Annotated in this window: 22 protein-coding genes; 10 read left to right on the top strand and 12 right to left on the bottom strand. The window is 46.5% G+C overall.

Translation table 11 applies throughout. The annotated features are described in order from the left end of the window. Positions 1-131 precede the first annotated feature (131 nt). The 8 genes from gmk to H3S82_RS05440 all read right to left on the bottom strand — a co-directional run bounded on the left by gmk (position 132) and on the right by H3S82_RS05440 (position 8,105). On the bottom strand, positions 132-800 hold the full coding sequence (gmk, locus tag H3S82_RS05475; protein WP_198232299.1) for a guanylate kinase: 669 nt from the start codon (positions 798-800) through the stop codon (positions 132-134). A 57-nt stretch (positions 801-857) separates the two neighbouring features. Beyond that, positions 858-1,730, bottom strand: coding sequence for a YicC/YloC family endoribonuclease (locus tag H3S82_RS05470; protein WP_198232335.1), 873 nt, complete (start codon positions 1,728-1,730; stop codon positions 858-860). Positions 1,731-2,225: 495 nt separating this feature from the next. Further along, the gene (gene mltG / locus H3S82_RS05465) at positions 2,226-3,206 is read right to left on the bottom strand and encodes an endolytic transglycosylase MltG (RefSeq protein WP_369459127.1); all 981 of its coding nucleotides are present in this window, start codon (positions 3,204-3,206) and stop codon (positions 2,226-2,228) included. A gap of 559 nt (positions 3,207-3,765) precedes the next feature. Further along, positions 3,766-5,028 carry a beta-ketoacyl-ACP synthase II gene (fabF, locus tag H3S82_RS05460; protein WP_078039331.1) on the bottom strand — a complete coding sequence of 421 codons (1,263 nt, stop codon included), beginning with the start codon at positions 5,026-5,028 and terminating at the stop codon, positions 3,766-3,768. Positions 5,029-5,133: 105 nt separating this feature from the next. Next, complete coding sequence (locus tag H3S82_RS05455) at positions 5,134-5,370, bottom strand: acyl carrier protein (RefSeq protein WP_075870044.1); 237 nt, start codon at positions 5,368-5,370, stop codon at positions 5,134-5,136. A 366-nt stretch (positions 5,371-5,736) separates the two neighbouring features. Then, positions 5,737-6,474, bottom strand: a complete 738-nt coding sequence (fabG, locus tag H3S82_RS05450; protein ID WP_077971010.1) for a 3-oxoacyl-[acyl-carrier-protein] reductase — start codon at positions 6,472-6,474, stop codon at positions 5,737-5,739. A 15-nt stretch (positions 6,475-6,489) separates the two neighbouring features. Continuing rightward, complete coding sequence (gene fabD / locus H3S82_RS05445) at positions 6,490-7,434, bottom strand: ACP S-malonyltransferase (protein ID WP_077971008.1); 945 nt, start codon at positions 7,432-7,434, stop codon at positions 6,490-6,492. 86 nt (positions 7,435-7,520) lie between these two features. Continuing rightward, positions 7,521-8,105, bottom strand: coding sequence for an undecaprenyl-diphosphatase (locus H3S82_RS05440; RefSeq protein WP_077970991.1), 585 nt, complete (start codon positions 8,103-8,105; stop codon positions 7,521-7,523). Positions 8,106-8,442: 337 nt separating this feature from the next. Between H3S82_RS05440 and rpsF the strand changes: the two genes are divergently transcribed. The 10 genes from rpsF to H3S82_RS05390 all read left to right on the top strand — a co-directional run bounded on the left by rpsF (position 8,443) and on the right by H3S82_RS05390 (position 18,693). Next, positions 8,443-8,853, top strand: coding sequence for a 30S ribosomal protein S6 (gene rpsF, locus H3S82_RS05435; RefSeq protein WP_077970990.1), 411 nt, complete (start codon positions 8,443-8,445; stop codon positions 8,851-8,853). After that, the gene (gene rpsR / locus H3S82_RS05430) at positions 8,853-9,101 is read left to right on the top strand and encodes a 30S ribosomal protein S18 (protein WP_075870048.1); all 249 of its coding nucleotides are present in this window, start codon (positions 8,853-8,855) and stop codon (positions 9,099-9,101) included. The genes rpsF and rpsR overlap by 1 nt, the downstream gene beginning before the upstream one ends. A 119-nt stretch (positions 9,102-9,220) precedes the next feature. After that, positions 9,221-10,201 carry a hypothetical protein gene (locus tag H3S82_RS05425; protein ID WP_198232298.1) on the top strand — a complete coding sequence of 327 codons (981 nt, stop codon included), beginning with the start codon at positions 9,221-9,223 and terminating at the stop codon, positions 10,199-10,201. Between the two features lie 22 nt (positions 10,202-10,223). Then, on the top strand, positions 10,224-10,832 hold the full coding sequence (rplI, locus tag H3S82_RS05420) for a 50S ribosomal protein L9 (RefSeq protein WP_198232297.1): 609 nt from the start codon (positions 10,224-10,226) through the stop codon (positions 10,830-10,832). A 245-nt stretch (positions 10,833-11,077) separates the two neighbouring features. Beyond that, positions 11,078-12,436 (top strand): cyclopropane-fatty-acyl-phospholipid synthase family protein, encoded by a 1,359-nt coding sequence (locus H3S82_RS05415; RefSeq protein ID WP_198232296.1) that lies wholly within the window; start codon positions 11,078-11,080, stop codon positions 12,434-12,436. 295 nt (positions 12,437-12,731) lie between these two features. Beyond that, on the top strand, positions 12,732-14,234 hold the full coding sequence (locus H3S82_RS05410) for a replicative DNA helicase (RefSeq protein WP_198232295.1): 1,503 nt from the start codon (positions 12,732-12,734) through the stop codon (positions 14,232-14,234). A gap of 5 nt (positions 14,235-14,239) precedes the next feature. Continuing rightward, positions 14,240-15,640: a DNA repair protein RadA gene (gene radA, locus H3S82_RS05405; RefSeq protein ID WP_198232294.1), complete on the top strand. Its 1,401-nt coding sequence runs from the start codon at positions 14,240-14,242 to the stop codon at positions 15,638-15,640. A 139-nt stretch (positions 15,641-15,779) separates the two neighbouring features. Next, positions 15,780-16,358: a CvpA family protein gene (locus H3S82_RS05400; RefSeq protein WP_198232293.1), complete on the top strand. Its 579-nt coding sequence runs from the start codon at positions 15,780-15,782 to the stop codon at positions 16,356-16,358. A 92-nt stretch (positions 16,359-16,450) separates the two neighbouring features. After that, positions 16,451-17,941, top strand: a complete 1,491-nt coding sequence (gene purF / locus H3S82_RS05395) for an amidophosphoribosyltransferase (protein ID WP_370541228.1) — start codon at positions 16,451-16,453, stop codon at positions 17,939-17,941. After that, positions 17,941-18,693 carry an SDR family NAD(P)-dependent oxidoreductase gene (locus tag H3S82_RS05390; protein WP_198232292.1) on the top strand — a complete coding sequence of 251 codons (753 nt, stop codon included), beginning with the start codon at positions 17,941-17,943 and terminating at the stop codon, positions 18,691-18,693. Before purF ends, H3S82_RS05390 begins: the two co-directional genes overlap by 1 nt. 461 nt (positions 18,694-19,154) lie before the next feature. Here H3S82_RS05390 and pssA read toward each other — a convergent pair whose 3' ends face one another. The 4 genes from pssA to H3S82_RS05370 all read right to left on the bottom strand — a co-directional run bounded on the left by pssA (position 19,155) and on the right by H3S82_RS05370 (position 23,722). Continuing rightward, the gene (pssA, locus tag H3S82_RS05385; protein ID WP_198224951.1) at positions 19,155-20,012 is read right to left on the bottom strand and encodes a CDP-diacylglycerol--serine O-phosphatidyltransferase; all 858 of its coding nucleotides are present in this window, start codon (positions 20,010-20,012) and stop codon (positions 19,155-19,157) included. 6 nt (positions 20,013-20,018) lie between these two features. Beyond that, positions 20,019-20,717, bottom strand: coding sequence for a phosphatidylserine decarboxylase (locus tag H3S82_RS05380; protein WP_077970969.1), 699 nt, complete (start codon positions 20,715-20,717; stop codon positions 20,019-20,021). Positions 20,718-20,837: 120 nt separating this feature from the next. Next, positions 20,838-22,718, bottom strand: a complete 1,881-nt coding sequence (locus tag H3S82_RS05375; protein WP_077970966.1) for an ABC transporter ATP-binding protein/permease — start codon at positions 22,716-22,718, stop codon at positions 20,838-20,840. After that, the gene (locus H3S82_RS05370) at positions 22,715-23,722 is read right to left on the bottom strand and encodes a LysM peptidoglycan-binding domain-containing protein (RefSeq protein WP_198232291.1); all 1,008 of its coding nucleotides are present in this window, start codon (positions 23,720-23,722) and stop codon (positions 22,715-22,717) included. The genes H3S82_RS05375 and H3S82_RS05370 overlap by 4 nt, the downstream gene beginning before the upstream one ends. Between the last annotated feature and the right edge of the window lie 107 nt (positions 23,723-23,829).

Below are 23,829 nucleotides of genomic sequence, written 5' to 3'. Positions count from 1 at the left end.
TACATCATCGCGTGCGAATGAAATATCTTGATGCCATCGCGAAAACTCGGGACAAAGAAAGTTATAAGCGCCTCACCGAAATTCCGTCTTCGGGGTTAAGATTTCTAAGTAAAGATTATCTCTTCAAGAATTCATTCGATCTTTTCTTCCAGCAAGCTCTTTACGAACGAATCGATATAGAGACAGCGTCGGCGTTTTATAGCCTCGGCAAGATGAATTGCTTTTATCAATGCAAATGATTGTTCCAAATCCTGATTGATAATGACATAATCATAAGATCTGAAGTGCTCGATTTCACCGCGCGCATTATGGAGCCGTAAATTAATTACATCTTGTGAGTCTTCGGCTCGACGATTTAATCGTGATTTCAACTCCTTCATTGAAGGGGGCAGAATAAAAACCGAAACAACATCATCCGGCATTTTTTCCTGTAATTGTCTCGCCCCTTGATAGTCGATATCAAAGAGCATATCCCGCCCGCTTGCGAGAGCCGTTTCAACGGTTTCCCGCAATGTGCCATAATAATGTCCGTGAACTTCCGCCCACTCTATAAGCTCGTTATTATCGCGTTTTTGTTCAAACTCTTTTCGGGTTATGAAGTGATAATGAACGCCATTGACTTCGCTCGGTCGACGTTCGCGCGTGGTAACGCTGACAGACAATCCAAGATGCCCGTCTTCCAGCAATAAACGAGATAAAGTGGACTTTCCGGCTCCCGAAGGCGAAGACAAAACCAATAATACACCGCGCCGTTTGCCGGTATTTTTCAGGTTGAGCGCGCGTTCAGTTGTATTTTCCATTCTATAATGTCCTCATCAATTATCTCGAAACAGTCGCATATCCCTCTTCTGTCCGCCCTATTCAACATTTTGCAGTTGTTCACGAAACTGGTCAATAACGGTTTTCAAGGACAATCCTGCGGCAGAAAGGGAAGCTGTATGGGCTTTCGAACACAGAGTGTTGGCTTCCCGATTGAATTCTTGCGCCAAAAAATCCAGTCGTCGGCCCACAGGTTCATCCAGAGCCAATAGATATCGCGCTGCCTTTACATGTTCGTCGAGTCGATCAAGCTCTTCCTGAACGTCGACTTTGGTGGCAATAAGAACAGCTTCCGTCTCCAATCTTTGTGGATCGAGTTTGTCACTTGTAACAATGAGCGATTCAACAAGTGTCTTCAACCGCTCTTTGATAGCTTCTTGCGAGCGACAAGGGTCATTCCTTGCCTTGCTAACGAGATTTTCAATTTTATCTACTTGACCCGATAATATATTTTGGAGGCTATTTCCTTCGTGTTCACGGGCAGACCGGAGCTCTTGAAGGGCATTTTCGTAAGTTTCGATGATCGCTGTCTTTAAAACGTCGTTTTCCAACGTTTCATCCGTCGGCGTTCCATATTCCAGCACACCCTTTAACCCCAATAGACCATCTATCGTCGGCTTCTGGATTCCATGAGTTTTTTCAAGCTCGGCAGATAATTTAAGTACCCAATCAAGATAATCCTGATTGATAACCGGATGATTATCACCCGTTTCAAATGTCACATTCAAAGAACAGCTTATATTTCCACGCGAAAAGACTTCGCCAGCTTTTTTCCTCAACTCGTATTCCACTGTGTCAATCGCAATGGTCGAGCGGAATCTCAAGTCGAGATTCCTTCCATTAACCGAGCGCGTTTCCCAAACAATGTTGGCATTTCCGGCCGATTTAGTTGTTCTGGCAAATCCCGTCATACTCTGCAATGTAAAAAAACTCCTCAAATATTCAAAATCGTCAACATCGGTTTGAAATCGTTCTCGTCAAAAACGATTTATGTCCGGAACTGCCTGATAGAAAGAAAAATGCCTATTTTCAAGCTTTTGTCTATAGACCAACAGGTCGTATCGTCAAAGTGCCAAGTTCGAAAACCGGCTTTCAAACATGCTACTCTCCAACTTTTTTGGCAAAATCCGGCATAAATTTACTTTTCCTGAAAAACAGGCAATCCGCAGAACGGCCTCTATGACCCGTGTTTCACTTTCGCGTTTTTTTATTGATGACAATAATAATTTTCTACTGCCCAATCAGCGTTCAATGCCGTTTTTCCTCTAAAAGATGACAATGCAAAGAAAAAGGGAGGAGAAGTTCAAACAAAATGAAAAGTTTTGCTTTTAAAAATTCGGATTAAATCCAAAAGCATATCGGACGTCAGCTTGCCAAAAGGTTATGACCGATTTTCACCGCAAAACTTAATTATTATTTTGCAATGCACGCCATTTGCGTACATTTGCATTGTGTTCATCCAGCGTCTTCGAAAACACATGCCCGCCCGTACCGTCTGCGACAAAATAAAGCGCGTCCGTTTTTGGTGGATTCGCGACTGCTTCCAGAGCATCACGCCCGGGATTGGCAATCGGTGTGGGGGGAAGACCGTTAATCTTGTACGTGTTATATGGCGTTTCTTTATCGAGATCGGACTGGTAAATCGGTCGATCGGATGGTTTTCCTTTTCCGCCAAACAGCCCATAAATAACCGTCGGATCGGATTGCAATCGCATATTTTTTGCAAGTCTGTTAAAAAACACCGCAGCGACTTGCGGTCGTTCAGATGCAATGCCGGTTTCTTTCTCGACAATCGAGGCAAGTGTCACAAATTCATTGATGTTCTTGAGCGGTAAATCGGGTGCACGTTTCGCCCATATATCGGCTATAAGCTTTTGTTGGCCGTCCTGTAGCCGCTTTATTATCTGTTCACGAGTCGTACCACGCGTAAAATTGACGGTATCGGCCATTAGACTACCCTCGGGAGGGAAATTTTTTGGCAACTCGCCTACCAGAATATCATTGGCTGCGAGGCGGTCAAAAACCTGCGCAACAGTCAACCCTTCAGGAACGGTGAATGAATGCTCGATTGATTTTCCGTTGACCAATATATCCATGATCGTCTTCATAGAAGCATGGGCAGGAATAGCATATTCACCCGCTTTCAGGAGCCGCGCTTTACCTTGATAATTTACTCCGTAAACAAAAATGTCGGCTGACCTTATCAGACCCTGTTTTTCAAGTATCGAAGCAATTTCTCTGATTCCCGCACCTTGATTAATAAGAACAACATGGTCTTCGGCTAGCGGACCAGCCGAGATAAACATATTTTTCCCGACATAAACCGGTATCGTGACCGCCAGAATAATGACAATAACCAGCATCAGAAAGAAATTACCAAGGATAATGAGCGGATTACGCGCAACTTTGGAACGGCTTGGTTTGGCCTTTACTTTTTTTTCGTCATTTTGCCGAGAATCATTGTCACCGCTACTTATTCCCTCTCCATTGTTGCCACTTGGCGTAGATAAAGCTGCCCCGTTATTTTTTTCGTGGACAGCGTCAAGCGGGGAAGATTGATCTTTTTCAGGAAGAGGTGATTGGCTCCCCGATATTTGCTCGGATGATTGTGGGCTTCCTGTCGCTTCTGTTTTTGATTGCGCGGGCGAGTTTTCGGGTTTCGATTGATCCAGCGGAGATTGGCCCGAATTGGTCTCGTCTTGTGGCGAATCCTCAACGATCAAGGAATGATCTTTCGCCGAAGGTGTTTTTGCCTCTTCAGATTGCGATGGTTGTTGTTCTGACCCGGATGACGAAATTTTACTAGAATCGGATGTCATCTTCTTTTCTTCGTCAGACATAAACGCACATCCTGTTTACTATAAAAGGCTTGTCATTTCCACTTATCTCAAGATTGCGGCGAAATTTCAAGGCGTGCCAAATCGTGTAGATTTACATCAACATTTATTATTTTGAAAACCGGCGCATGATCAATGACGCATTGGTTCCCCCGAAACCGAACGAATTCGATAGAATAGTATCTATCTTGCGTTCCCGCGGTTTGTGCGGCACGAGATCGATTTTGGTCTCGACAGATGGATGATCGAGATTGATCGTAGCAGGTGCTATGTTATCGCGAATAGCTAAAACACTGAAAATAGCTTCCGCAGCACCAGCTGCACCCAAAAGATGGCCTATTGACGACTTGGTCGAGGACATCGAAACTTCGGATGCATGTGCTCCCATGACACGTTCAACAGCAGCGAGTTCGATTGTGTCGGCCATTGTAGACGTACCATGCGCATTGATATAGTCAATTTCGGAAGGGTCAATGCCGGCACGTTTTATAGCTGCCCGCATACAACGTTCAGCCCCTTCACCGCTTTCGGATGGCGCAGTAATATGATGGGCATCGCCAGACAAACCATAGCCGATTACTTCCGCGTAGATTTTTGCCCCACGTTTTTTCGCGTGTTCGAGTTCTTCCAGAACGACGATGGCAGAACCTTCTCCCATTACAAATCCGTCACGATCAATATCGTAAGGGCGTGATGCATGTTCGGGATCGTTATTGCGGCCTGTCGAAAGCGCCTTACACGCTGCAAAACCCGCGAGCGAAATACGATTGACGGGCGATTCTGTTCCGCCGGCGAGCATAACATCGGCATCATCAAGAGCAATCAGCCGTGAGGCATCACCAATGGCATGAGAACCGGTAGAACAGGCCGTTACCACAGCGTGGTTCGGACCACGCAACTGATGCTTTATCGAAACATAACCGGATGCCAGATTGATAAGACGGCCTGGAATAAAAAATGGCGAGATGCGCCTTGGCCCTTTATCACGCAGCGTATATCCGGCCTCGACAATGCCTTCGACACCACCAATACCGGAACCGATCATAACGCCGGTACGAATCTGGTCTTCGTCACTTGTTGGATGCCAACCTGCATCATCAAGTGCCTCGTCGGCTGCGCCCATTGCATAGAGGATAAACGGATCAACTTTACGTTGTTCCTTGGGTTCCATGTGAAGATCGGCATTGAACGTGCCATCCGAGCCGTCACCCAACGGGATACGCCCGGCAATTTGACACGGAAGATCATCGACATCAAATTCGGTAACACGGCGAACGCCGCTCTTACCTTCGAGAAGCCGCTTCCAGCTATGCTCGACGTCGCCGGCCAGTGGAGAAACCAATCCCATACCGGTAATGACGACACGTCTCATACTTCCAATTCCCAATCTTCTACAAACAAACCGGATTACCCGTTCTCTACGAGTAAAAAAGCAATGGAGACAAAAACTTTATATCGTTTCTGTCTCCCAAAGAAATCAGGCCGAAGCCTTGTCAATAAACTTGACTGCATCGCCAACGGTCAAAATGGTTTCGGCAGCGTCGTCCGGAATTTCTACACCGAATTCTTCTTCAAAAGCCATGACCAATTCTACGGTGTCAAGACTATCGGCACCAAGATCGTCAATGAAACTTGCGTTTTCGGTTACTTTATTTGCATCAACACCAAGATGTTCGATGACGATTTTCTTGACGCGTTCTGCTGTATCACTCATGTCGGATCCTCGACTTTTGTTGTTTCCCTGCCTTGGTTAGCGGCACGGGCTCATCTAATCAAGCAATAGATGCATTTACACCTATGATTTTTAGGTTTTCAAATGCATCCTGTGGATATCCCTCTCAAGGGATTAACCGGTTTTATGAACCGGCCTTAAAGGCGCCAATTACCATGCTCGGCGCCAAGACGCAAAGATATTTTAACGAATTTCGCGTCTTTATTTTAATTTTATGCCAAAATCCTGTGTTTCTCCTCGAGCAAAATTAAAAAAATCACAGACTTGGCATAAAATAATGCGTTTCCGCTTTGACAATGTTCGCCCGCTTTCTTCGAATATGCATGCGAGTCTCGTTGCAAAGCTCTATTAGATCATAGCCATACCACCGTTTACGTGTAATGTCTGGCCGGTAACAAATGCAGCTTCATCGCTCGCAAGATAAATTGCCGCCGCCGCCACATCTTTACTTGTCCCCATTCTTCTCATCGGAATAGCCGACATAATTGTCTCTTTCTGTTTATCGTTGAGCTTATCGGTCATGGCCGACTCAATGAAGCCTGGAGCAATACAGTTGACAGTTACATTACGACTTGCAATTTCCTGCGCCAAGGATTTCGAGAATCCGATAACTCCGGCTTTTGTTGCACAATAGTTTGTTTGCCCAGGATTGCCGATAACGCCGACAATAGAAGAAATATTAATAATACGACCATAGCGCCGGCGCATCATCGGATGCGTTAGGGCGCGTGTGAGAAGAAATACGGCGGTCAGATTAACCGCCAGTACATCATCCCAATCCTTGTCACTCATTCGCACAAAAAGCCCGTCACGGGTAATCCCGGCATTATTGACCAGAATATCGATCCCTTCCATCTCGCTTTCGGCTTTTTCAGCCAATTTGGCGATCTCTTCACGTTCCGACAGATTGGCGGGAAAAACAAAACAATTGTCACCCAGATCTTCAGCAAGACTTTTAAGCTTTTCTTCACGCGTACCATGAAGTCCAACAATAGCGCCACGTTCATGGAGTTGACGAGCAATTGCTTCTCCAATGCCGCCGGTTGCTCCGGTTACAAGCGCTTTGCGCCCTTTAAAATCAAACATTGTCAAATTCCCTGATTATACCCCTAGCGCTTTCAGCGCATTTTCTATTTCTTCCGCAGTGCCGACCGTCATGCCATTCAGATTACGGTCTATTCTTCTTGCAAGTCCGGTCAGCACTTTACCGGAACCAATTTCAAAAAGCGTATCGACATGATGGGCCGCAAACCATTCGATGGTTTCACGCCACCTGACACGGCCTGTTACCTGACGAACCAACAACTCGATTATTTTTTCAGGATCTGTTTCCGGTTCTACAGAAACGTTTGGAATAACAGGAACGACCGGCGCCAATTTATTGACGTCAAGAAGTGCATCATGCATCGCATCTGCAGCCGGTTGCATCAAGCTTGAATGGAACGGCGCAGAAACCGAAAGAAGAATTGCTCTTTTTGCTCCTTTTTCGGTTGCAAGCTTTACCGCTGCATTAACGGCTTTTGTAGCTCCCGAAATAACCAGTTGACCACCACCATTGTCATTGGCAATTTCGCAAATCCCCTCGCCCAGAACCGAACTACAAATTTCCGAAACGACTTCTTCTTCAAGACCGATAATTGCGGCCATGGCGCCCTCGCCTACAGCGACAGCTGCCTGCATAGCATTTCCACGAATTCTCAAGAGACGCGCAGTATCGGCAAGACTGAACGTTCCGGCAGCGCAGAGCGCCGAATATTCCCCTAAAGAATGCCCCGCCACGAACGATACTTTGGATTTCAAATCGAGGCCGTTTTTTTCCAGCACCTTGATAACAGCCATGGAAACCGCCATTAGTGCCGGTTGTGCATTGGCTGTCAAAGTCAGCACATCTTCAGGTCCTTCGAACATGACAGACGACAGCTTCTCGCCCAATGCATCGTCTACCTCTTCAAATACAGCCCGTGCTTCGGCAAACTGCTCTGCTAGCGCTTTCCCCATACCAACGGACTGACTCCCCTGACCGGGGAAAGTAAATGCATAAACCACTAGAGTGCACTCCTTGGTTCAAAAAAAACAAATATTATCCGGTCTTGGCCTATAAAAGCAACAAAAGTCAAGCCGGACATGGTTGACTAGACATCCAAATCCGTTCCTCTTCCTTTTGGTGAATAAGGTAACTGATAAACAAATTTGGGAACAAATGGCATAACAATATGAATGACAAACATTGCGATAACAAGTCCAAGAACTACACCCCCCAGAATATCCGACGGATAATGCACAGCTGTAAAAATGCGTGCCCAACACGTCAATAATCCGATTACAAGCCCAAATCGCGCCACGTGCTTATAGCGATAGAAATAAAGAGAGGTTACGTAAATTGTGAAAATTAGCGCGTGATTACTGGGAAACGAGGCATTTTCTTTATGTTCTATCAGAGCTTTCGCTATTCCGGCCACAAATGGGCGGGGCCGATAGCACAAATGTCCTATAACGAAACTAAAAAATAAACCGATCACGACGGCGAAGAAAATTGCAAGCGCAGTCTGGCGTTCTCCGCGCCCTCCCAGAAACCACAATATTATCAAATGAAAGGGGATGAAATAAATCAGGAATTTTGCGCAAATTATCCCGAAATATGCCATAATTGTCGGGGTTTGAGGCGTTGCAGCGAGAAAGTTGAAAATGAGAATATCGATATTTTCCAGAAATGCCATTTTGGCCTAACTCCGAATTTTGGCAGTTTGCAATTTCGCCACTCATATATCGACATCATCATTCTTCCAAATAAAAAACAGTTTTCAACCGCTTCCTTCTTGCTATTTTTACAAAATGACTGTAGAAACCGCCCGTTCATTGTCGGCATTTGGCCGGGGGTTGAACGGAGGGTCGCGTTTTCAAGCGACAGGAAACATTAAAGTTTCAAGCCTCCCGTGTCTCCGCTCTCGAATGTCTCGAAACACGCGTCCTTTCTTCTTCGGGTTTACCGAAAAGGCAAGTCGCAGAGGCTCTGCGCTAGAAGTCGACAAAGATTAACCGAAGAAAGGCAAAACAATGGCTCTTTATGAACATGTGTTCCTTGCCCGACAGGATATTGCACCGCAACAGGTTGACCAGCTTGTAGAACTCTACAAGGGCGTTATCGAGGCCAATGGCGGTAAAGTCGGGCGTATTGAAAATTGGGGATTACGCACCCTCACCTATCGTATTCGCAAGAATCGCAAAGCCTATTACACTTTGATGAATATTGACGCTCCCGCTGCAGCCATTGCAGAAGTTGAACGTCAGATGCGCATCAATGAAGACATTCTCCGTTATATGACCATTCGCGTTCACGAGCTTGAGGAAGGCCAGTCAGCTATGCTATCCCGCCGTGACCGTGATGATCGTTATGGTAAAGATGACGAGCGTCCCCGTCGTTCGCGTCGCTCACGCGATGATGACAATAATGAAGGAGATGAATAATGGTTGATATTAGTCAGATTCCAACCCGTCGTCCTTTCCATCGCCGTCGCAAGACCTGCCCGTTTTCAGGTCCGAACGCACCAAAGATCGACTATAAGGATGTGAAACTTCTTCAGCGCTATATTTCCGAGCGCGGCAAGATCGTTCCTTCACGCATTACTGCAGTGAGCCAGAAAAAACAGCGTGAATTGGCAAAAGCCATCAAGCGCGCCCGTTTCCTTGGCCTTCTGCCTTATGTTGTGAAATAAGTAATTTTGGCAGCCGGCTTGACCGGCTGCTTTTCCCCTGCTTTCGGTGCAGGTTCAAATAAAACCGGAGTTGGAGCAGTCATCTTAGCCCCTAACTGCAAAGGCAGGACAGCGAATCAATGTTGCAAAAAAAATCCTATACATTTCCGGCAGGTATTTTGGGCGGGCTGTTTGCTGCTGTCCTTGCAACGGCTATTATGAGCTTTTTTACGGTTTTCCCGCCATTTGCATTGTTACTCGGTTGCTTTATGTCGCTACCGATTTTCATCGTGGCCTTTGGTTGGGGCACGGCTGCCAGCATCATTTCTCTTGTTACAGCAGCAATCGTTCTGATATTTGCGCAAAATTTCTATATCGGGCTTGGCTTTACATTGCTGTTTTTCCTTCCCGCCGTCTATGCATCCTGGCTATTAGGGCTTGCCGAAATGGACGAGGATGGTCATGCCATCAAATGGTATCCGCTTTCGTCAGTCATATTTTTGTTGACCGGCTTTATCTCTATTATATGTGTTTTCATTGGCACAATCTTATATAATAACCCGACCACGCCGATCATTGCCGGTGAAATTGCAAGTTTCGTCACAAATTCCTTGCGTGAAACCAATTCTGCAAGCGAGGCCGACATCGTCACCTTCCACGACTTTCTGGTAAACAATATCGTTCCATTGTTATCGAGTAGTCTGGCCACTTACGGGGTGCTCTTTCTAACCGGAAATTTGTATTTTGCGCTTGTCGGTGCACAACGCATGAAACGGCTCGCCCGCCCGCGCGATGACTGGCCGAAAAAATTTCGTCTGCCATTGCCTGCACTGATCATTTTTATTGTCGCCTTTGGCGCCACGTTTTTCCAATTGGGGACATTTCTCAATCTGTGTGCATTGGTCTTCAACACGACTTTTACATTGGCAATTTCGATGACCGGACTTGCCTATTTACACAATCTGACACGGGGCATTAGTGGACGCATTTTTATATTGGGATTCGTCTATATTGCCCTTTGCACTTTCATATTCGCTGTTCCGGTATCGCTCATTCTTCTTCTGATGGGAATCTGGACAACCATTCAAGTGAGCCGTCGACACGGCCAACCCAAACAATAAATGCAGCTGAAAGGAATTCAAAATGGATGTTATACTACTCGAACGCATTGCCCGTCTCGGCCAAATGGGTGATACTGTCTCTGTGAAAGACGGCTTTGCCCGCAATTTCCTTTTCCCGCAGGGAAAAGCCTTGCGTGCCAACGAGGCCAACAAAAAGAAATTCGAAAGTGAGAGAGCACAGCTCGAAGCCCGCAATCTTGAACGCAAGAGCGAAGCCCAACAGGTTGCCGACAAGCTTGACGGCAAGACATTCGTTGTTATCCGCTCTGCCGGTGAAACCGGACAGCTTTATGGTTCTGTTTCGACCCGTGACATTGCCGATATTATCACTTCGGAAGGTTTCACAATTATTCGCACGCAGGTAGAACTTAATCACCCGATCAAAACAATCGGCCTTCATAATGTTGCGGTTAATCTTCACCCTGAAGTACAGGTTAATGTCACCGTCAATATTGCCCGCTCTGCCGAAGAAGCCGAACGTCAGGCTGCCGGAGAAGATTTGACTTCGATTGAAGCAATCTATGGCATTGAGGAAAAACCGCTCTCGGAAGAAGTTTTCGACGAGGAAGGTGCCGAACACGAAGCCGAGAAAAAGGCTGAGGAAAACGCCGAGGAAAAGGCATCCGAATAAGCATTTATCGGTTCTTCGGGACACAATTGTTATAAGTGCGACGCACTGCCCCAGTAATTTGGAACAGTTGTTCCTTGACATGTCAAAAAAAAATGAACACACCCGATCTTCTGGTCGGGTGTTTTTTTTACAAATTGGCACTATAAACGCCACGTTGGACGGAATAGATTTTCGTGAACTTTGTTAGACGCTTGTTTGTGCATAAAAGTCGGCCAAATTATTGATTGAAAGATGGGACTCGATAGATGTTTGCTTTATTGAAGACGGCTGCCAGCCACATTATTACGAAAGGTAATTTGACAATTACTGATTCACGAGGGGTCACATACCAGTTCGGTGACCAGACGGGCAAGCCAATTCAAATACGCTTTACATCAGCAAAATGGGAACGCGAAGTTGCTCTCGACCCTGCTTTGAAACTGGGCGAAGCCTACATGAATGACGGGTTCGAGTTTATTAAAGGCGATATTTATTCGTTGCTGGAGACAATCTTCGAAAGCACGGGTCCGATCGCAGAAAACCAATTGTGGATGAAAGCATTTTCCTTCATTCGCACGGCGACAAAACGATTCGTACAGATGAATACGTTACGTCGTTCGGCAAAAAACGTCGAACACCATTATGATCTGTCCGGCAAACTTTACGAGATGTTTCTTGATCCCGATCGCCAATATTCCTGCGGTTACTTTGAAAATCCGAATGTCAGCCTTAGCGAAGCACAACTTGCAAAAAAGCGCCATCTGGCGGCAAAGCTTCAGGTAAAAGAAAACGAGAAACTTCTCGATATCGGTTGCGGCTGGGGCGGATTGGGGCTTTATTTCGCACGGGTTCTTGGTGCAAATGTCACAGGTGTCACGCTTTCTCATGAACAGCATGGCATCGCCAATCAGCGCGCCAAAGATATGGGACTACAAGATAAAGCCAAATTTTTTCTGCTCGACTATCGCAAGCTTGATGATGCTTTTGATAAAATCGTCTCGGTGGGTATGTTCGAACATGTCGGTATCGGCCATTACAAAGAATATTTCGACCACGTCAAAAGATTGTTGAAGCCGGATGGACGTTTTGTTCTCCACTCGATTGGCCGCTCCGGTGAACCGGGTGCTACCAATCCGTGGATTGCCAAATATATTTTCCCCGGTGGCTATATTCCTGCATTATCGGAAGTCATTCCCGTTATTGAAAAAAGCGGTCTGATTATCACCGATATAGAAATATTGCGTTTGCATTATGCCGAAACATTGAAAGCTTGGCGCGAAGCTTTTCTTGCACATTGGGACGAAGCCAAGGCACTTTATGACGAACGTTTTTGCCGGATGTGGGAATTTTATCTTGCGGCATCAGAAAGCGCTTTCCGCTGGCAAGGCATGATGGTTTTCCAGATCCAGCTCGCTCACAAGCAGGATGCGGTCCCCTTGACACGTGATTACATTGGCGAGGAAGAAGCCAGACTCAAAAAAATTGATGCCGACCCCAATCTTGAAAAATCTGAAGGCAATGTAAAATCCGCGACAAAAACTGTTGAAAAAAAAGATGCTGGTGCCACTCCCCAAGCGCCCAAGTCGCGCCGCAAGACAACGAGCTCTCAAAAAGACAAGAAATAGCCTGTGCAAAGTCGGTTTCCCCTGTTTTGCTCAATATTGGGCAATCCGATCTGATCTATCGGAAAATGCTGTATATCCGGATATATCAAGCGTTTTCGGCGTTCGAAATGCGCTTTCCGGATTTACGCTACATAGGATAATCCTAACTACACCAGAGAAAAGCCATCGTAAAAAATTGATCCGACCGCATAAAAGAGCATTTATCTGGAAAAAAAAGTGGCAGTCCCTACCCTGAATGGGTTAAAGTGGTGGGGTTTTCCAATTCAATAAAATTCAGGCGAGCAGCAATAGACTAATGTCAGAAGCAAAAGTTCTCAATATCGGGCAGACCAATGGTGACGAGGCACTCCCGTTCAGGCAGATTCCGCATAATATCGAAGCGGAACAAGCTCTTCTCGGTGCAATTCTCATCAATAATGATGCGCTTGACCGCGTATCCGATTTTTTGAAGCCTGAACATTTTTTCGAGCCATTGCATCAAACGATTTTTGCTGTTTTGAGCGAGATGATCAAAAATGGCAAGCTTGCCGATCCGATTACAATCAAACCGTTTATTCCGGCTAATGAAAAAATCGGTGACATGACCGTTTATACCTATGTTGTTCGCATGGCGACGGAAGCAGTCACCATCATCAATGCAGAAGATTATGGCCGTGCCATTTATGACCTTTATACACGACGCTCTTTGATTGATCTTGGAAATGACATCGTCAATACCGCATATGATGCGCCGATTGATCTTACCCCTTCGAAACAAATCGAAAATGTCGAACAAAAACTGTTCACACTTGCCGAAACCGGCAAATATGGCGGTGGCTTTGAAAGTTTCGATGATGCGGTAAAAAAAGCCATCGATATGGCGGGAGCGGCAAAAAAACGTACCTCTCGGCTTTCGGGTATTCCGACACAGCTCAAGAAACTCGACGAGCAAATGGGCGGCTTGCAACGTTCCGACCTTATCATCCTTGCCGGTCGTCCGGGCATGGGTAAAACGTCGCTTGCAACCAATATCGCTTTCAATATTGCCAATGCCTTTATCAAAGCGAAGGAAAACAACCTTCCGGCAGAAGAAAATGAAGGTGGAATCGTCGGTTTCTTCTCGCTTGAAATGTCGTCGGAACAATTGGCAACACGTATTATTTCCGAGCAAGCTGAAGTATCTTCGTCAAAAATCCGTCGTGGTGATATTACCGAAGACCAGTTCGCCAAGCTGCTCCATTCAATGACGAGATTACAAAAAGCGCCGCTTTATATCGACCAGACCGGTGGCATTTCGATTGCGCAGCTTTCAGCCCGTGCACGTCGGCTTAAACGCCAGCATGGCCTTGATGTTCTGGTAATTGACTATGTTCAATTGATGACTGGCGTGTCGAAACGCGCTTCGGAAAACCGTGTGCAGGAAATAACCGAAATTACGACCGGTTTGAAGTCGCTTGCCAAAGAGCTCAATATACCAATCATTGCCTTGTCGCAGCTTTCCCGTCAGGTTGAAGCACGTGATGACAAACGCCCGCAACTTTCCGATCTTCGTGAATCCGGTTCTATCGAACAGGATGCCGATGTTGTGCTGTTTGTTTATCGCGATGAATATTATATCAAAAACAAAGAGCCTAAGCTTGGTAGTGAAGAACATTTGAAATGGCAAGCAGAGATGGAAGAAGTCTTTGGCAAGGCCGAGGTGATTGTGGCAAAACAACGTCACGGACCGACGGGAACTGTAAGATTGGCGTTCCAGGCTGAATATACCCGCTTTTCAGATCTTGCTGAAAGTGACAAGTTACCGGATCAATTCGGCTGATCGTAATGGCAAAAACACGCACCCAGTTTGTCTGTCAAAATTGTGGCACAGTCTATTCCCAATGGGCTGGAAAATGCGATGCATGCGGCGAATGGAACACCATTGTCGAAGAAGGAACCAGCGGCGGCATTGGCGGGGGGCCAGCAAAAAGCAGCCGTAAAGGGCGCGTTGTTGCACTCACATCGCTTTCGGGCGCTATTGAAGACGCACCACGGGTAAAATCGGGAATTGTCGAGCTTGATCGTGTTACAGGTGGTGGCTTTGTGAGGGGCTCGGCACTTCTTGTAGGCGGTGATCCGGGCATTGGAAAATCGACACTTTTGACACAAGCGGCAGCAGCGCTTGCCCGTCAAGGCTATCACGTTATCTATGTTTCCGGTGAAGAAGCGGTGGCGCAAATCCGCTTGCGTGCGCAACGTTTGGGTGCGGCCAACACAACTGTTGAGCTTGCTGCCGAAACCAATGTTGAAGATATTCTCGCAACGCTCACTAATGCCAAAAAGCCTGATTTGGTCATTATCGATTCCATACAAACGCTTTGGTCCGAAACGGTTGATTCGTCTCCGGGAACAGTGACACAGGTAAGAATCGGTGCACAAGCGATGATACGCTTTGCCAAGAAAACGGGGTCTGCTGTTGTGCTTGTTGGTCATGTCACAAAAGATGGACAAATTGCCGGCCCGCGCGTTGTCGAACATATGGTCGACGCGGTGCTTTATTTTGAAGGCGAAGGCGGACACCAATACAGAATTTTGAGAACCGTGAAAAACCGCTTTGGTCCGACAGATGAAATCGGTGTTTTTGAAATGTCGGACCATGGCTTGCGGGAGGTTAACAATCCTTCCGAATTGTTTCTTGGAGAGCGCAACAGCAATGCACCCGGTGCCGCAGTTTTTGCGGGCATGGAGGGGACAAGGCCTATCCTTGTTGAAATTCAGGCACTCGTTGCGCCAACTTCGCTGGGGACACCAAGACGGGCAGTTGTCGGATGGGATAGCAACCGGCTTTCCATGATTCTTGCAGTTCTTGAAGCCCATTGCGGCGTACGTTTCGGGCAGCACGATGTTTATCTCAATGTTGCCGGCGGATACCGCATTTCAGAGCCCGCAGCCGATCTTGCGGTCGCAGCGGCGCTGGTTTCTTCTCTTGCAGGAATTGTGCTGCCTCAAAATTACGTATTTTTCGGTGAAGTCAGTTTGTCGGGGGCTCTGCGCGCAGTCTCGCATTCAGGTCAAAGACTGAAAGAAGCCGACAAGCTCGGTTTTAAAGGGGCAATTCAACCGTCCGGCACAACCGAGACCATCAAATCGCCGTCTTTCAGGCAAAAAAGTTTCTCTGACCTGCCCGAACTTGTGGCTGCAATTGCTTCCGGAAAAAAGCGCAGCACGCCTCCAGCGCAGAATTGAGTTTGTGGACAAATGGCTGGCTTGGCACTTTTAAAATACAGGAAATATTGATATTGGTTTTCCAAACTGGCAATGAAGATGTAATCGACGCCACTTTTATTGTCTTTTGCCGATTGAAGCGAACTTAAGGACAAGCCTGATGTTCATGACAGCCCTTGATGGCCTGGTTATTGTAGTGATCCTCTTTTCCGCCTTTTTGGCGATGGTGCGTGGCTTTTCACGTGAAGTTTTATCCTTGGCATCATGGGTCATTGCTGCTATCGCGGCTGTGCTTCTTTACAAAAACCTCCTGCCCTTTGTAGAAGCTTATCTTTCCAATAAAACCATTGCACTCATTGCAAGTCTGGCAATTATTTTCGTTATTGTTTTCATTATTGTGTCAATCATAACAATGAAAATTGCCGATGTTATTATAGATAGCCGAATCGGTGCGCTCGATCGCACGGTAGGATTTATTTTCGGCGTTGTTCGTGGACTTTTCATTATGGTGATCGCCATGTTGCTTGTTAACCAGCTCATCAAGCCGGAAGATCAGGCGCCTTGGCTCAAGGACGCAAAAACCAAACCCATGCTTGATTCTATGAGTAATAAAATTTGGGATTTATTGCCAAAGGATCCTGACTGGATTTTCGACAAAGCTTCCAGTGTTCTGAAAAAAGATGAGCCGTCCAATACTGACAATAGCATCGGTGATAATCCGGCTCAATCGGGTGACTGAATTTAAATGGGTGGCCTTAAATGCCACCCATTTTACCTATATTATATGTTCTAACAAAGAATATTCTTAGATATCTCTATGGGATGGTCAAAATGGCAAAAGAGGTCTTTTGTGAACCGGATTTTTCTCTCGACGACGATAGTTTGCACGAAGAATGCGGCGTTTTCGGAATTCTGGGGCATGATGATGCGGCAACTCTAACGGCACTCGGCCTCCACGCCTTGCAGCATCGTGGACAGGAAGCAGCCGGTATTGTTTCTTATGATGGACATGTATTCCATCAGGAAAAGCATATGGGGCTTGTTGGCGACCATTATACCAACCCGCAAACCTTGGCCAATCTCCCCGGTAACCGGGCGATCGGTCACACACGTTATTCGACCACGGGAGAGACGGCACTGCGCAATGTTCAGCCGCTCTTTGCCGAACTCGAAGTGGGAGGCATTGCTATTGCCCATAATGGCAACCTTACCAACGGGCTCACAATACGCCGCCAGCTCATTGCTTCGGGTGCAATTTGCCAATCAACCTCCGATTCGGAAGTTGTTCTTCATCTCATCGCCCGCTCGCGTCACGCAAAATCTTCCGAACGTTTTGTTGACGCTATCCGCCAGATCGAAGGCGGTTTTGCAATGATCGCGATGACCCGTTCAAAGCTCATTGCCGCTCGCGACCCCACCGGCATCCGGCCACTGGTCATGGGTGAACTTGATGGCAAACCGATTTTTTGTTCCGAAACCTGCGCCCTTGATATTATCGGCGCAAAATATATCCGCGACGTTGAAAATGGTGAAGTCATCATCTGTCAATTACAAAAAGACGGTGACGTCACAATCAAGACGATCAAGCCGAAAGATAAAAAACCGGAAAAACTTTGTCTTTTTGAATATGTCTATTTTGCCCGCCCTGATTCGATTATTGGTGGACGCAGTGTCTATAATGCGCGCAAAAATATGGGTATTTATCTTGCCAAAGAAGCTCCTTGTGATGGTGATGTGGTTGTCCCTGTTCCCGATGGCGGCACACCGGCAGCACTCGGTTACGCACAGCAAAGCGGCATTCCATTCGAACTCGGTATTATCCGTAACCATTATGTAGGCCGGACATTTATTGAGCCGACACAACAAATCCGTGCCTTTGGTGTCAAACTCAAACACTCAGCCAACCGCCCTGTTATTGAAGGAAAACGCGTTGTGCTGGTTGATGATTCAATTGTTCGGGGCACGACGTCCATCAAAATCGTACAAATGCTGCGCGACGCAGGAGCCAAGGAAGTCCATATACGCGTTGCAAGTCCAATGATATTTTATCCCGATTTTTACGGCATCGATACCCCTGAAGCATCGAAACTCCTTGCCAATCAATTTCCTGATTTGAAATCTATGTGTGAATTTATCGGTGCTGACTCGTTACAATTTTTGTCTCTCGACGGGCTTTATATGGCTGTCGGAGGTGAGGTGAGAAACAATGCCGATCCGCAATTTACCGACCATTACTTCACCGGCGATTATCCGACACGTCTGGTCGACGAAGAAAATGCCGATAATGTTCATAAACTCGCTGTTTTGAATTGTGGACGATAATGGAAAAAAATCAAACATTCGACCTTAAGGGGCGTGTTGCTCTTGTAACCGGTGCTTCACGAGGTATCGGCTATCATCTTGCATTGGAACTTGCAAAACGCGGCGCTCATATCATTGCTCTAGCGAGAACTGTAGGCGGCTTGGAGGAGCTTGATGACCAAATCGTCAAAGCAGGTTCCACTGCAACATTGGTACCGCTTGATCTCCACGATATGGAAGCCATTGACCGGTTGGGAAACGAGATTAACCAACGTTGGCATAAACTGGATGTTCTGGCTGCCAATGCCGGTGTTTTGGGGTCCATTTCACCGGTTGCGCATGTCGAAGCAAAAACATTTGAAGATGTATTTGAAATCAATGTCATTAGCCAGTGGCGTTTGATCCGCGCTGTCGAACCGCTTTTAAAAAAGGCGGATTGTGCGCGTGCAATTCTTTTTTCTTCCGGTGTTGTGCATAAACCAAGAGCTTTTTGGGGACCTTATGCGGCTTCCAAGGCTGCCTTTGAAGTGTTGGGACGCTGTTGGGCTGACGAATTGAAGAACACCTCTGTAAAGGTGAATATGGCAAGTCCGGGAGCAACGCGCACTGCCATGCGTGCGCAAGCTATGCCGGGAGAAGACCCGAACACATTGCCATCTGCGGAAGAAATTGCAGCCAAGATTGTTCAACTTGCTTCCCCCGACCTTGAAGAGACCGGCGGTTTTTTTGACGCTCGTAAAAACCGTTTTCTCACCTATCATGTTCCTGATTAGAAAAACCGGAATGAAAGGCAGGAAAAGCCGAACAGTTTTTCCTGCATGGTTATCTTCTGAAAACTCTATCCGCGTCCAGAAATGGCGCAGATCGCGCAATGCATTTTTCGTCAGCAGAAAGAACCTCACGAAAAAATGGGGTTTTTATAACCCCCTGCACTTTTTAACGCCCACAACTGCAGCAGTTCTTATCACGCACATATTGCGGAAATATTTTATGACAATCCTATAAATTCCGACCGGTACACGTCGCGTAATGAATTTTGACAGCCTGAAGATTCCGCGCAAATTCCGGAAACTGTCTTAAAACAAAAAAGACTTTCGAGCCTGAAAGCCGGTTTTTCAGATTTCGGATTTGTCAGCCCGATGTAGAACACAGCCAGTTCAATCAAAACATCAAGATGCAAGAATTCATCATGTATGAAATAAATTAGATAAAGACGAGAAATCGGATTGGTAATCTAGTCCTTGTCTTCCTCTTCTTCATCCTCGGTTGCAGCGCCGTCTTTTATTTTTTGTGCTTCACGAACCGAGCGTTTTTGATAGGCCATCAAGCTGAATGGAAGGAATGCCATATAGCCGATTGCTGTAACGAGAAGTACCTGCCACGTGTAAGTGGCAAGAAAGCCGACATAGATCACAACAACAAGCATACCGGGTATGACGACATCGCGGCGCAATTGCTGACCAATTGTTTTACCGTTCCAGACAGGCAGACGGCTGATGAGCAGAAAAGCGATAACAACTGTATAAAGGCTGAAAACCAGCGCCCAGCCAGCCCCCGGTTCAAGCCCGAGACAACCAAGATAAATTGGTAGCAATACCAACAACGCACCCGCCGGAGCCGGTACACCGACAAAATATTCCCGCTGCCAGCGCGGAATATGTTTGTTATCAATCATCACATTAAAACGGGCAAGGCGCAAACAGCAGGCAATACAGTAAACAAGTGCAGCTATCCAGCCTACCTGATGAGCCTGATTGAGGAGAAAAGAATAGACAATCAATGCCGGTGCAACACCGAAGTTTACCACATCGGCCAAAGAGTCCATTTGCGCACCGAATGAAGATCCACCGCCCATAAGACGCGCCAACCGCCCGTCCACACCATCGAGCACAGCAGCAAGCAAAACCATTAAAATCGCCGTTTCGAAACGATGTTCAAAAGCGAGCCTAATACTGCTGACACCGGCGCATATCGCCAGAATTGTGATGACGTTTGGAAGAACAAAGCGTATCGAAATTGATCGACGCGGCTTCACATCATCATTTTTATGTCCCTCGGGGTCGAATGAAGAAAAAGGCGAAGAGCTCTCCATTAAAATCTAATCCAGTCTAAAGTCTGTTATGGTCGCGCTTTTGTCAAAGGAAGCAAAAACAGTTTCACCGGCAATAGCCTTCTGCCCGATTGCCACCCGTAATTTTACATGGGCTGGCAGATAAACATCAAGTCTGGAACCAAAGCGGATAAGACCGAACCGTTTGCCTGCGACCACAGGTTCATTTTCTTTCGACCAGCATACTATGCGACGGGCAACAAGACCAGCCACTTGTACAACACCGATATCGCCATGGGCTGTTTCAATGACAAGGCTGTTTCTTTCATTATGATCGCTCGCCTTGTCGAGTTCGGCATTTCCGAACTTTCCCGGACGGTAGACGATGGATTTCACAACACCATCCATCGGAATGCGATTGATGTGGCAGGAAAATATATCCATGAACACCGATACCCGCATCATCTCTTCGTTGCCCAGGCCAAGTTCTTTGGGCGGCATAAACATACCGACGAAGGAAATGCGGCCATCAGCCGGGCTCATAACGAGATTCATATCAATCGGCGTGACCCGTTCCGGATCGCGAAAAAAATAGATGCACCAGATAGTAAGCACCAAACCGAACCAGAAGAGCGGATCCCACATCCAGCCGAGAACCAGCGATAAAATGAAGAATCCGACGATAAACGGGTACCCTTCCTTGTGGATGGGCGCAAAACCGTTACGAACCGATCTAACAATGCTCATACGCGTATACCCCATTTATCTTACACCGTACCCACCCGTTCAATACGAAGCCGGTTCCTATTTATCCAATCAATGCGAAAAAAGCGATAGTTTGTTTCATCATTCTACGCAAGACCGTTGTCAATGAGGGGAGACAATGCCCAACTCATCTTCCTCGCGAATTTTGCGCAATTGTTCTTCTGCCTTGGAAGCTTCAAGCTGTTTGTGCCACATTGAAGCATAAAGGCCACCCTTGGCGAGCAATTCATCATGTTTGCCACGTTCAATAATGCGTCCGCCTTTTAAAACAAGAATTTCATCCGCCCCGATAATTGTGGAAAGCCTGTGAGCGACGACCAAGGTCGTGCGTCCGCGACTTACAACATCAAGTGCATATTGGATTTCCAGTTCCGTTGCTGTATCAAGTGCGGATGTTGCTTCATCAAGTATCAGAATTGGCGGAGCTTTCAAAATCGTGCGGGCAATAGCAACACGCTGTTTTTCACCGCCTGAAAGCTTCAACCCGCGTTCGCCAACCATTGACTGGTAACCATCAGGCAATTGGGCAATAAAATCCCCTATTTGCGCCATTTCAGCCGCTTTTTTCACTTCTTCGTCAGAAGCATCCGGACGACCGTAACGGATATTATAAGCAATTGTATCATTAAAAAGCACTGTATCCTGTGGCACCATGCCGATTGCATTGCGCAAACTTTTCTGCGTCACTGAACGGATATCCTGCCCGTCAATCATAATCGAGCCTTTTTGAACGTCATAAAAGCGGAATAACAGCCTTGAAATTGTTGATTTTCCCGCCCCTGAAGGCCCGACTATGGCAACAGTTTTTCCGGCCGGTACTGAAAAATCTATATCTTTTAGAATTTGCCGGTTTGTATCGTAAGAAAATTCGACATGATTGAAGCGGATTTCGCCTTCTTTAACAATCAATGGCTTTGCATCGGGTGCATCGGTCACTTCCTGTTTGACATCCAGAAGATCAAACATGGCTTCAATATCTGTCAAACCTTGACGGACTTCGCGATAAATCGAACCGATAAAATTAAGCGGTATCGAAAGCTGCATGAGCAGCGCATTGATAAATACAAAATCGCCAAGCGTTTGTGTGCCATGCATGACTTCATATGCCGACATCAGCATCATTGTTGCCATGCCGGCGCCGAATATGACCGCCTGACCGAAATTGAGCCATCCCAGTGAAATCCACGTTTTGATGGCTGCCTTCTCATAGCCTGCCATAGAGCTATCGAAACGTTTTGCCTCAAGGTCTTCGTTACCGAAATATTTCACCGTCTCGTAATTCAAAAGCGAGTCGATTGCCCTCGTATTTGCTTCGGTATCCGACTCGTTCATCTGACGCCGAATTGAAATGCGCCAATTGCTTGCCTTGATCGTAAACCATGTATAGAGGCCGACAGTAATTGCGACAACGCTCATATAATGCCAGCCGTAACTGATATAGACCACCAAGGCAGTGAGCGCGAATTCAAGTACAGTCGGTGCCGTATTTAATATTGAAAAGCGGACAATTGCCTCGATGCCTTTCGTGCCGCGTTCTATCACACGGGATAAACCGCCGGTTCGCCTTTCAAGATGGAACCGCAAAGACAGTTCATGCATGTGAACAAAAGTCTGGTAGGCCAATCTCCTGACAGCATGCTGACCGACTGTTGCAAACAAAGCGTCGCGTAACTGGTTTAAACCGGCCTGTAAAATTCGTGCCACATTATAGGCGAGAACCATCATGAATGGCGCGGCAAAAACAGCCGGAAGCCATGAAGGTGGCGTATAATCGACATTCAGAGCATTTGTGGCATATTTGAAAAAATAAGGAACCGAGATCAGAACCAGTTTTGACAAAACGAGATAAAGAACTGCCCATAAAACGCGCAGCTTTAGATCCGGACGATCGGATGGCCACATATAAGGCCAAAGATTGAGGATTGTACGAAATGTATTTCCGGAATCGGCCGAAACGGTTTTTGCTCTGTTTGGTTCTGTCATTTTTCTTTCAAATCGGTCTGGGCATTTGCTGCTTTGGATTTTTGCGAGTTGTCTATCTCGGGCAAAATCAATTCCTGCCCTTTCGTGATATGGTCAGGGTTTTTTAAGATAGCAGAATTAGCCGAATATATTGCCTCGCTATAACGGCTTGATCCATAAGCTTTTTCGGCAATAGACGATAAACTGTCTCCCTTTTCGACAATTACGGTTTTTACCGGCTTGCCATCACGATAAAGCTGGTTCACAGGGTGATGGCGTTCGTCAATACGAAACGGTATGGCTAACGAACCGACATTTTCTCCGCCGTCATTAAACAAATCAATGCGAAAAACATGGTCACCGGAAAAAAGTGACACAAAACGGGAGAGCTCGAATTTCCCGTTAATGTCTGTCTTGTCACTGCCAAGGCGCATATTTCCGAGTGTTGCGATGATTTGCATGTTCTTTTCAGACCGACCGCTGATCGTCAGAATACTGTTTTTATAGGTAATTCTTGTTACATCAAAATTATTATGCGTTTTCTTGCCGATTTCGATTATTCCCGGTGCATTGGAAATAAACCGCGAGGCGCCTGCCGGATCGTTCATAAAAGCAGCCATGCCATCCGGGACTTTATGGGATATGATAACCGTTACAGTTTCAACCGATGTGAATGATTTTCCCGACTGGTCTGTCGCTCTTAAGACAAAATGGTATTGACCTTTCCCGAGTTTTTTTTGCAAAGTCAGGGTGAAGCTGCCTTTGTCGTCAGCGTTTGTCTCGCCGAGTTTTCGGGCTCCGTCGATGAGCTCGACTTTGGCATTTGCAGGAGCCTTTCCGACGATGACGGCAAAGCTTTCATCGTTCAACATGAAACTCTCGAAACTCGGACTTTCAAGTTGATCGGGCTGTCCATTATTTTTCAATTCATCAGCATGAAGAGTGCCGACAAACAAAATAACCGCCGCGATAAAGTCGAGCGTCAAAGTTACGGCAAATTTTTTCATCGACAAAAAGAATGCCATGAACAATCCTGTTTAAAGCACAATAAAAAACTTTTTATGTCCTATTCCATTTGCCACACAAACGGAATACCAAACTGGTTCAATTGAACCTTTTCCTCAATCTTAGG

Source organism: Bartonella sp. M0192 (genome assembly GCF_016102305.1).
GTDB lineage: Bacteria > Pseudomonadota > Alphaproteobacteria > Rhizobiales > Rhizobiaceae > Bartonella > Bartonella apihabitans.
This window is presented reverse-complemented; position numbering and strand designations above follow the sequence as displayed.

Excerpts from the sequence above, each read along its gene's own strand:
- radA (WP_198232294.1), top strand. The coding sequence starts at position 14,240 with ATGGCAAAAACACGCACCCAGTTTGTCTGTCAAAATTGTGGCACAGTC.
- fabG (WP_077971010.1), bottom strand. The coding sequence starts at position 6,474 with ATGTTTGATTTTAAAGGGCGCAAAGCGCTTGTAACCGGAGCAACCGGC.
- H3S82_RS05375 (WP_077970966.1), bottom strand. The coding sequence starts at position 22,718 with ATGACAGAACCAAACAGAGCAAAAACCGTTTCGGCCGATTCCGGAAAT.
- purF (WP_370541228.1), top strand. The coding sequence starts at position 16,451 with ATGGCAAAAGAGGTCTTTTGTGAACCGGATTTTTCTCTCGACGACGAT.
- H3S82_RS05470 (WP_198232335.1), bottom strand. The coding sequence starts at position 1,730 with ATGACGGGATTTGCCAGAACAACTAAATCGGCCGGAAATGCCAACATT.
- rpsR (WP_075870048.1), top strand. The coding sequence starts at position 8,853 with ATGGTTGATATTAGTCAGATTCCAACCCGTCGTCCTTTCCATCGCCGT.
- H3S82_RS05400 (WP_198232293.1), top strand. The coding sequence starts at position 15,780 with ATGTTCATGACAGCCCTTGATGGCCTGGTTATTGTAGTGATCCTCTTT.
- rpsF (WP_077970990.1), top strand. The coding sequence starts at position 8,443 with ATGGCTCTTTATGAACATGTGTTCCTTGCCCGACAGGATATTGCACCG.
- pssA (WP_198224951.1), bottom strand. The coding sequence starts at position 20,012 with ATGGAGAGCTCTTCGCCTTTTTCTTCATTCGACCCCGAGGGACATAAA.
- H3S82_RS05415 (WP_198232296.1), top strand. The coding sequence starts at position 11,078 with ATGTTTGCTTTATTGAAGACGGCTGCCAGCCACATTATTACGAAAGGT.
- H3S82_RS05370 (WP_198232291.1), bottom strand. The coding sequence starts at position 23,722 with ATGGCATTCTTTTTGTCGATGAAAAAATTTGCCGTAACTTTGACGCTC.
- H3S82_RS05440 (WP_077970991.1), bottom strand. The coding sequence starts at position 8,105 with ATGGCATTTCTGGAAAATATCGATATTCTCATTTTCAACTTTCTCGCT.
- fabF (WP_078039331.1), bottom strand. The coding sequence starts at position 5,028 with ATGAGACGTGTCGTCATTACCGGTATGGGATTGGTTTCTCCACTGGCC.
- H3S82_RS05455 (WP_075870044.1), bottom strand. The coding sequence starts at position 5,370 with ATGAGTGATACAGCAGAACGCGTCAAGAAAATCGTCATCGAACATCTT.
- H3S82_RS05425 (WP_198232298.1), top strand. The coding sequence starts at position 9,221 with ATGTTGCAAAAAAAATCCTATACATTTCCGGCAGGTATTTTGGGCGGG.
- H3S82_RS05410 (WP_198232295.1), top strand. The coding sequence starts at position 12,732 with ATGTCAGAAGCAAAAGTTCTCAATATCGGGCAGACCAATGGTGACGAG.
- gmk (WP_198232299.1), bottom strand. The coding sequence starts at position 800 with ATGGAAAATACAACTGAACGCGCGCTCAACCTGAAAAATACCGGCAAA.
- rplI (WP_198232297.1), top strand. The coding sequence starts at position 10,224 with ATGGATGTTATACTACTCGAACGCATTGCCCGTCTCGGCCAAATGGGT.
- H3S82_RS05390 (WP_198232292.1), top strand. The coding sequence starts at position 17,941 with ATGGAAAAAAATCAAACATTCGACCTTAAGGGGCGTGTTGCTCTTGTA.
- H3S82_RS05380 (WP_077970969.1), bottom strand. The coding sequence starts at position 20,717 with ATGAGCATTGTTAGATCGGTTCGTAACGGTTTTGCGCCCATCCACAAG.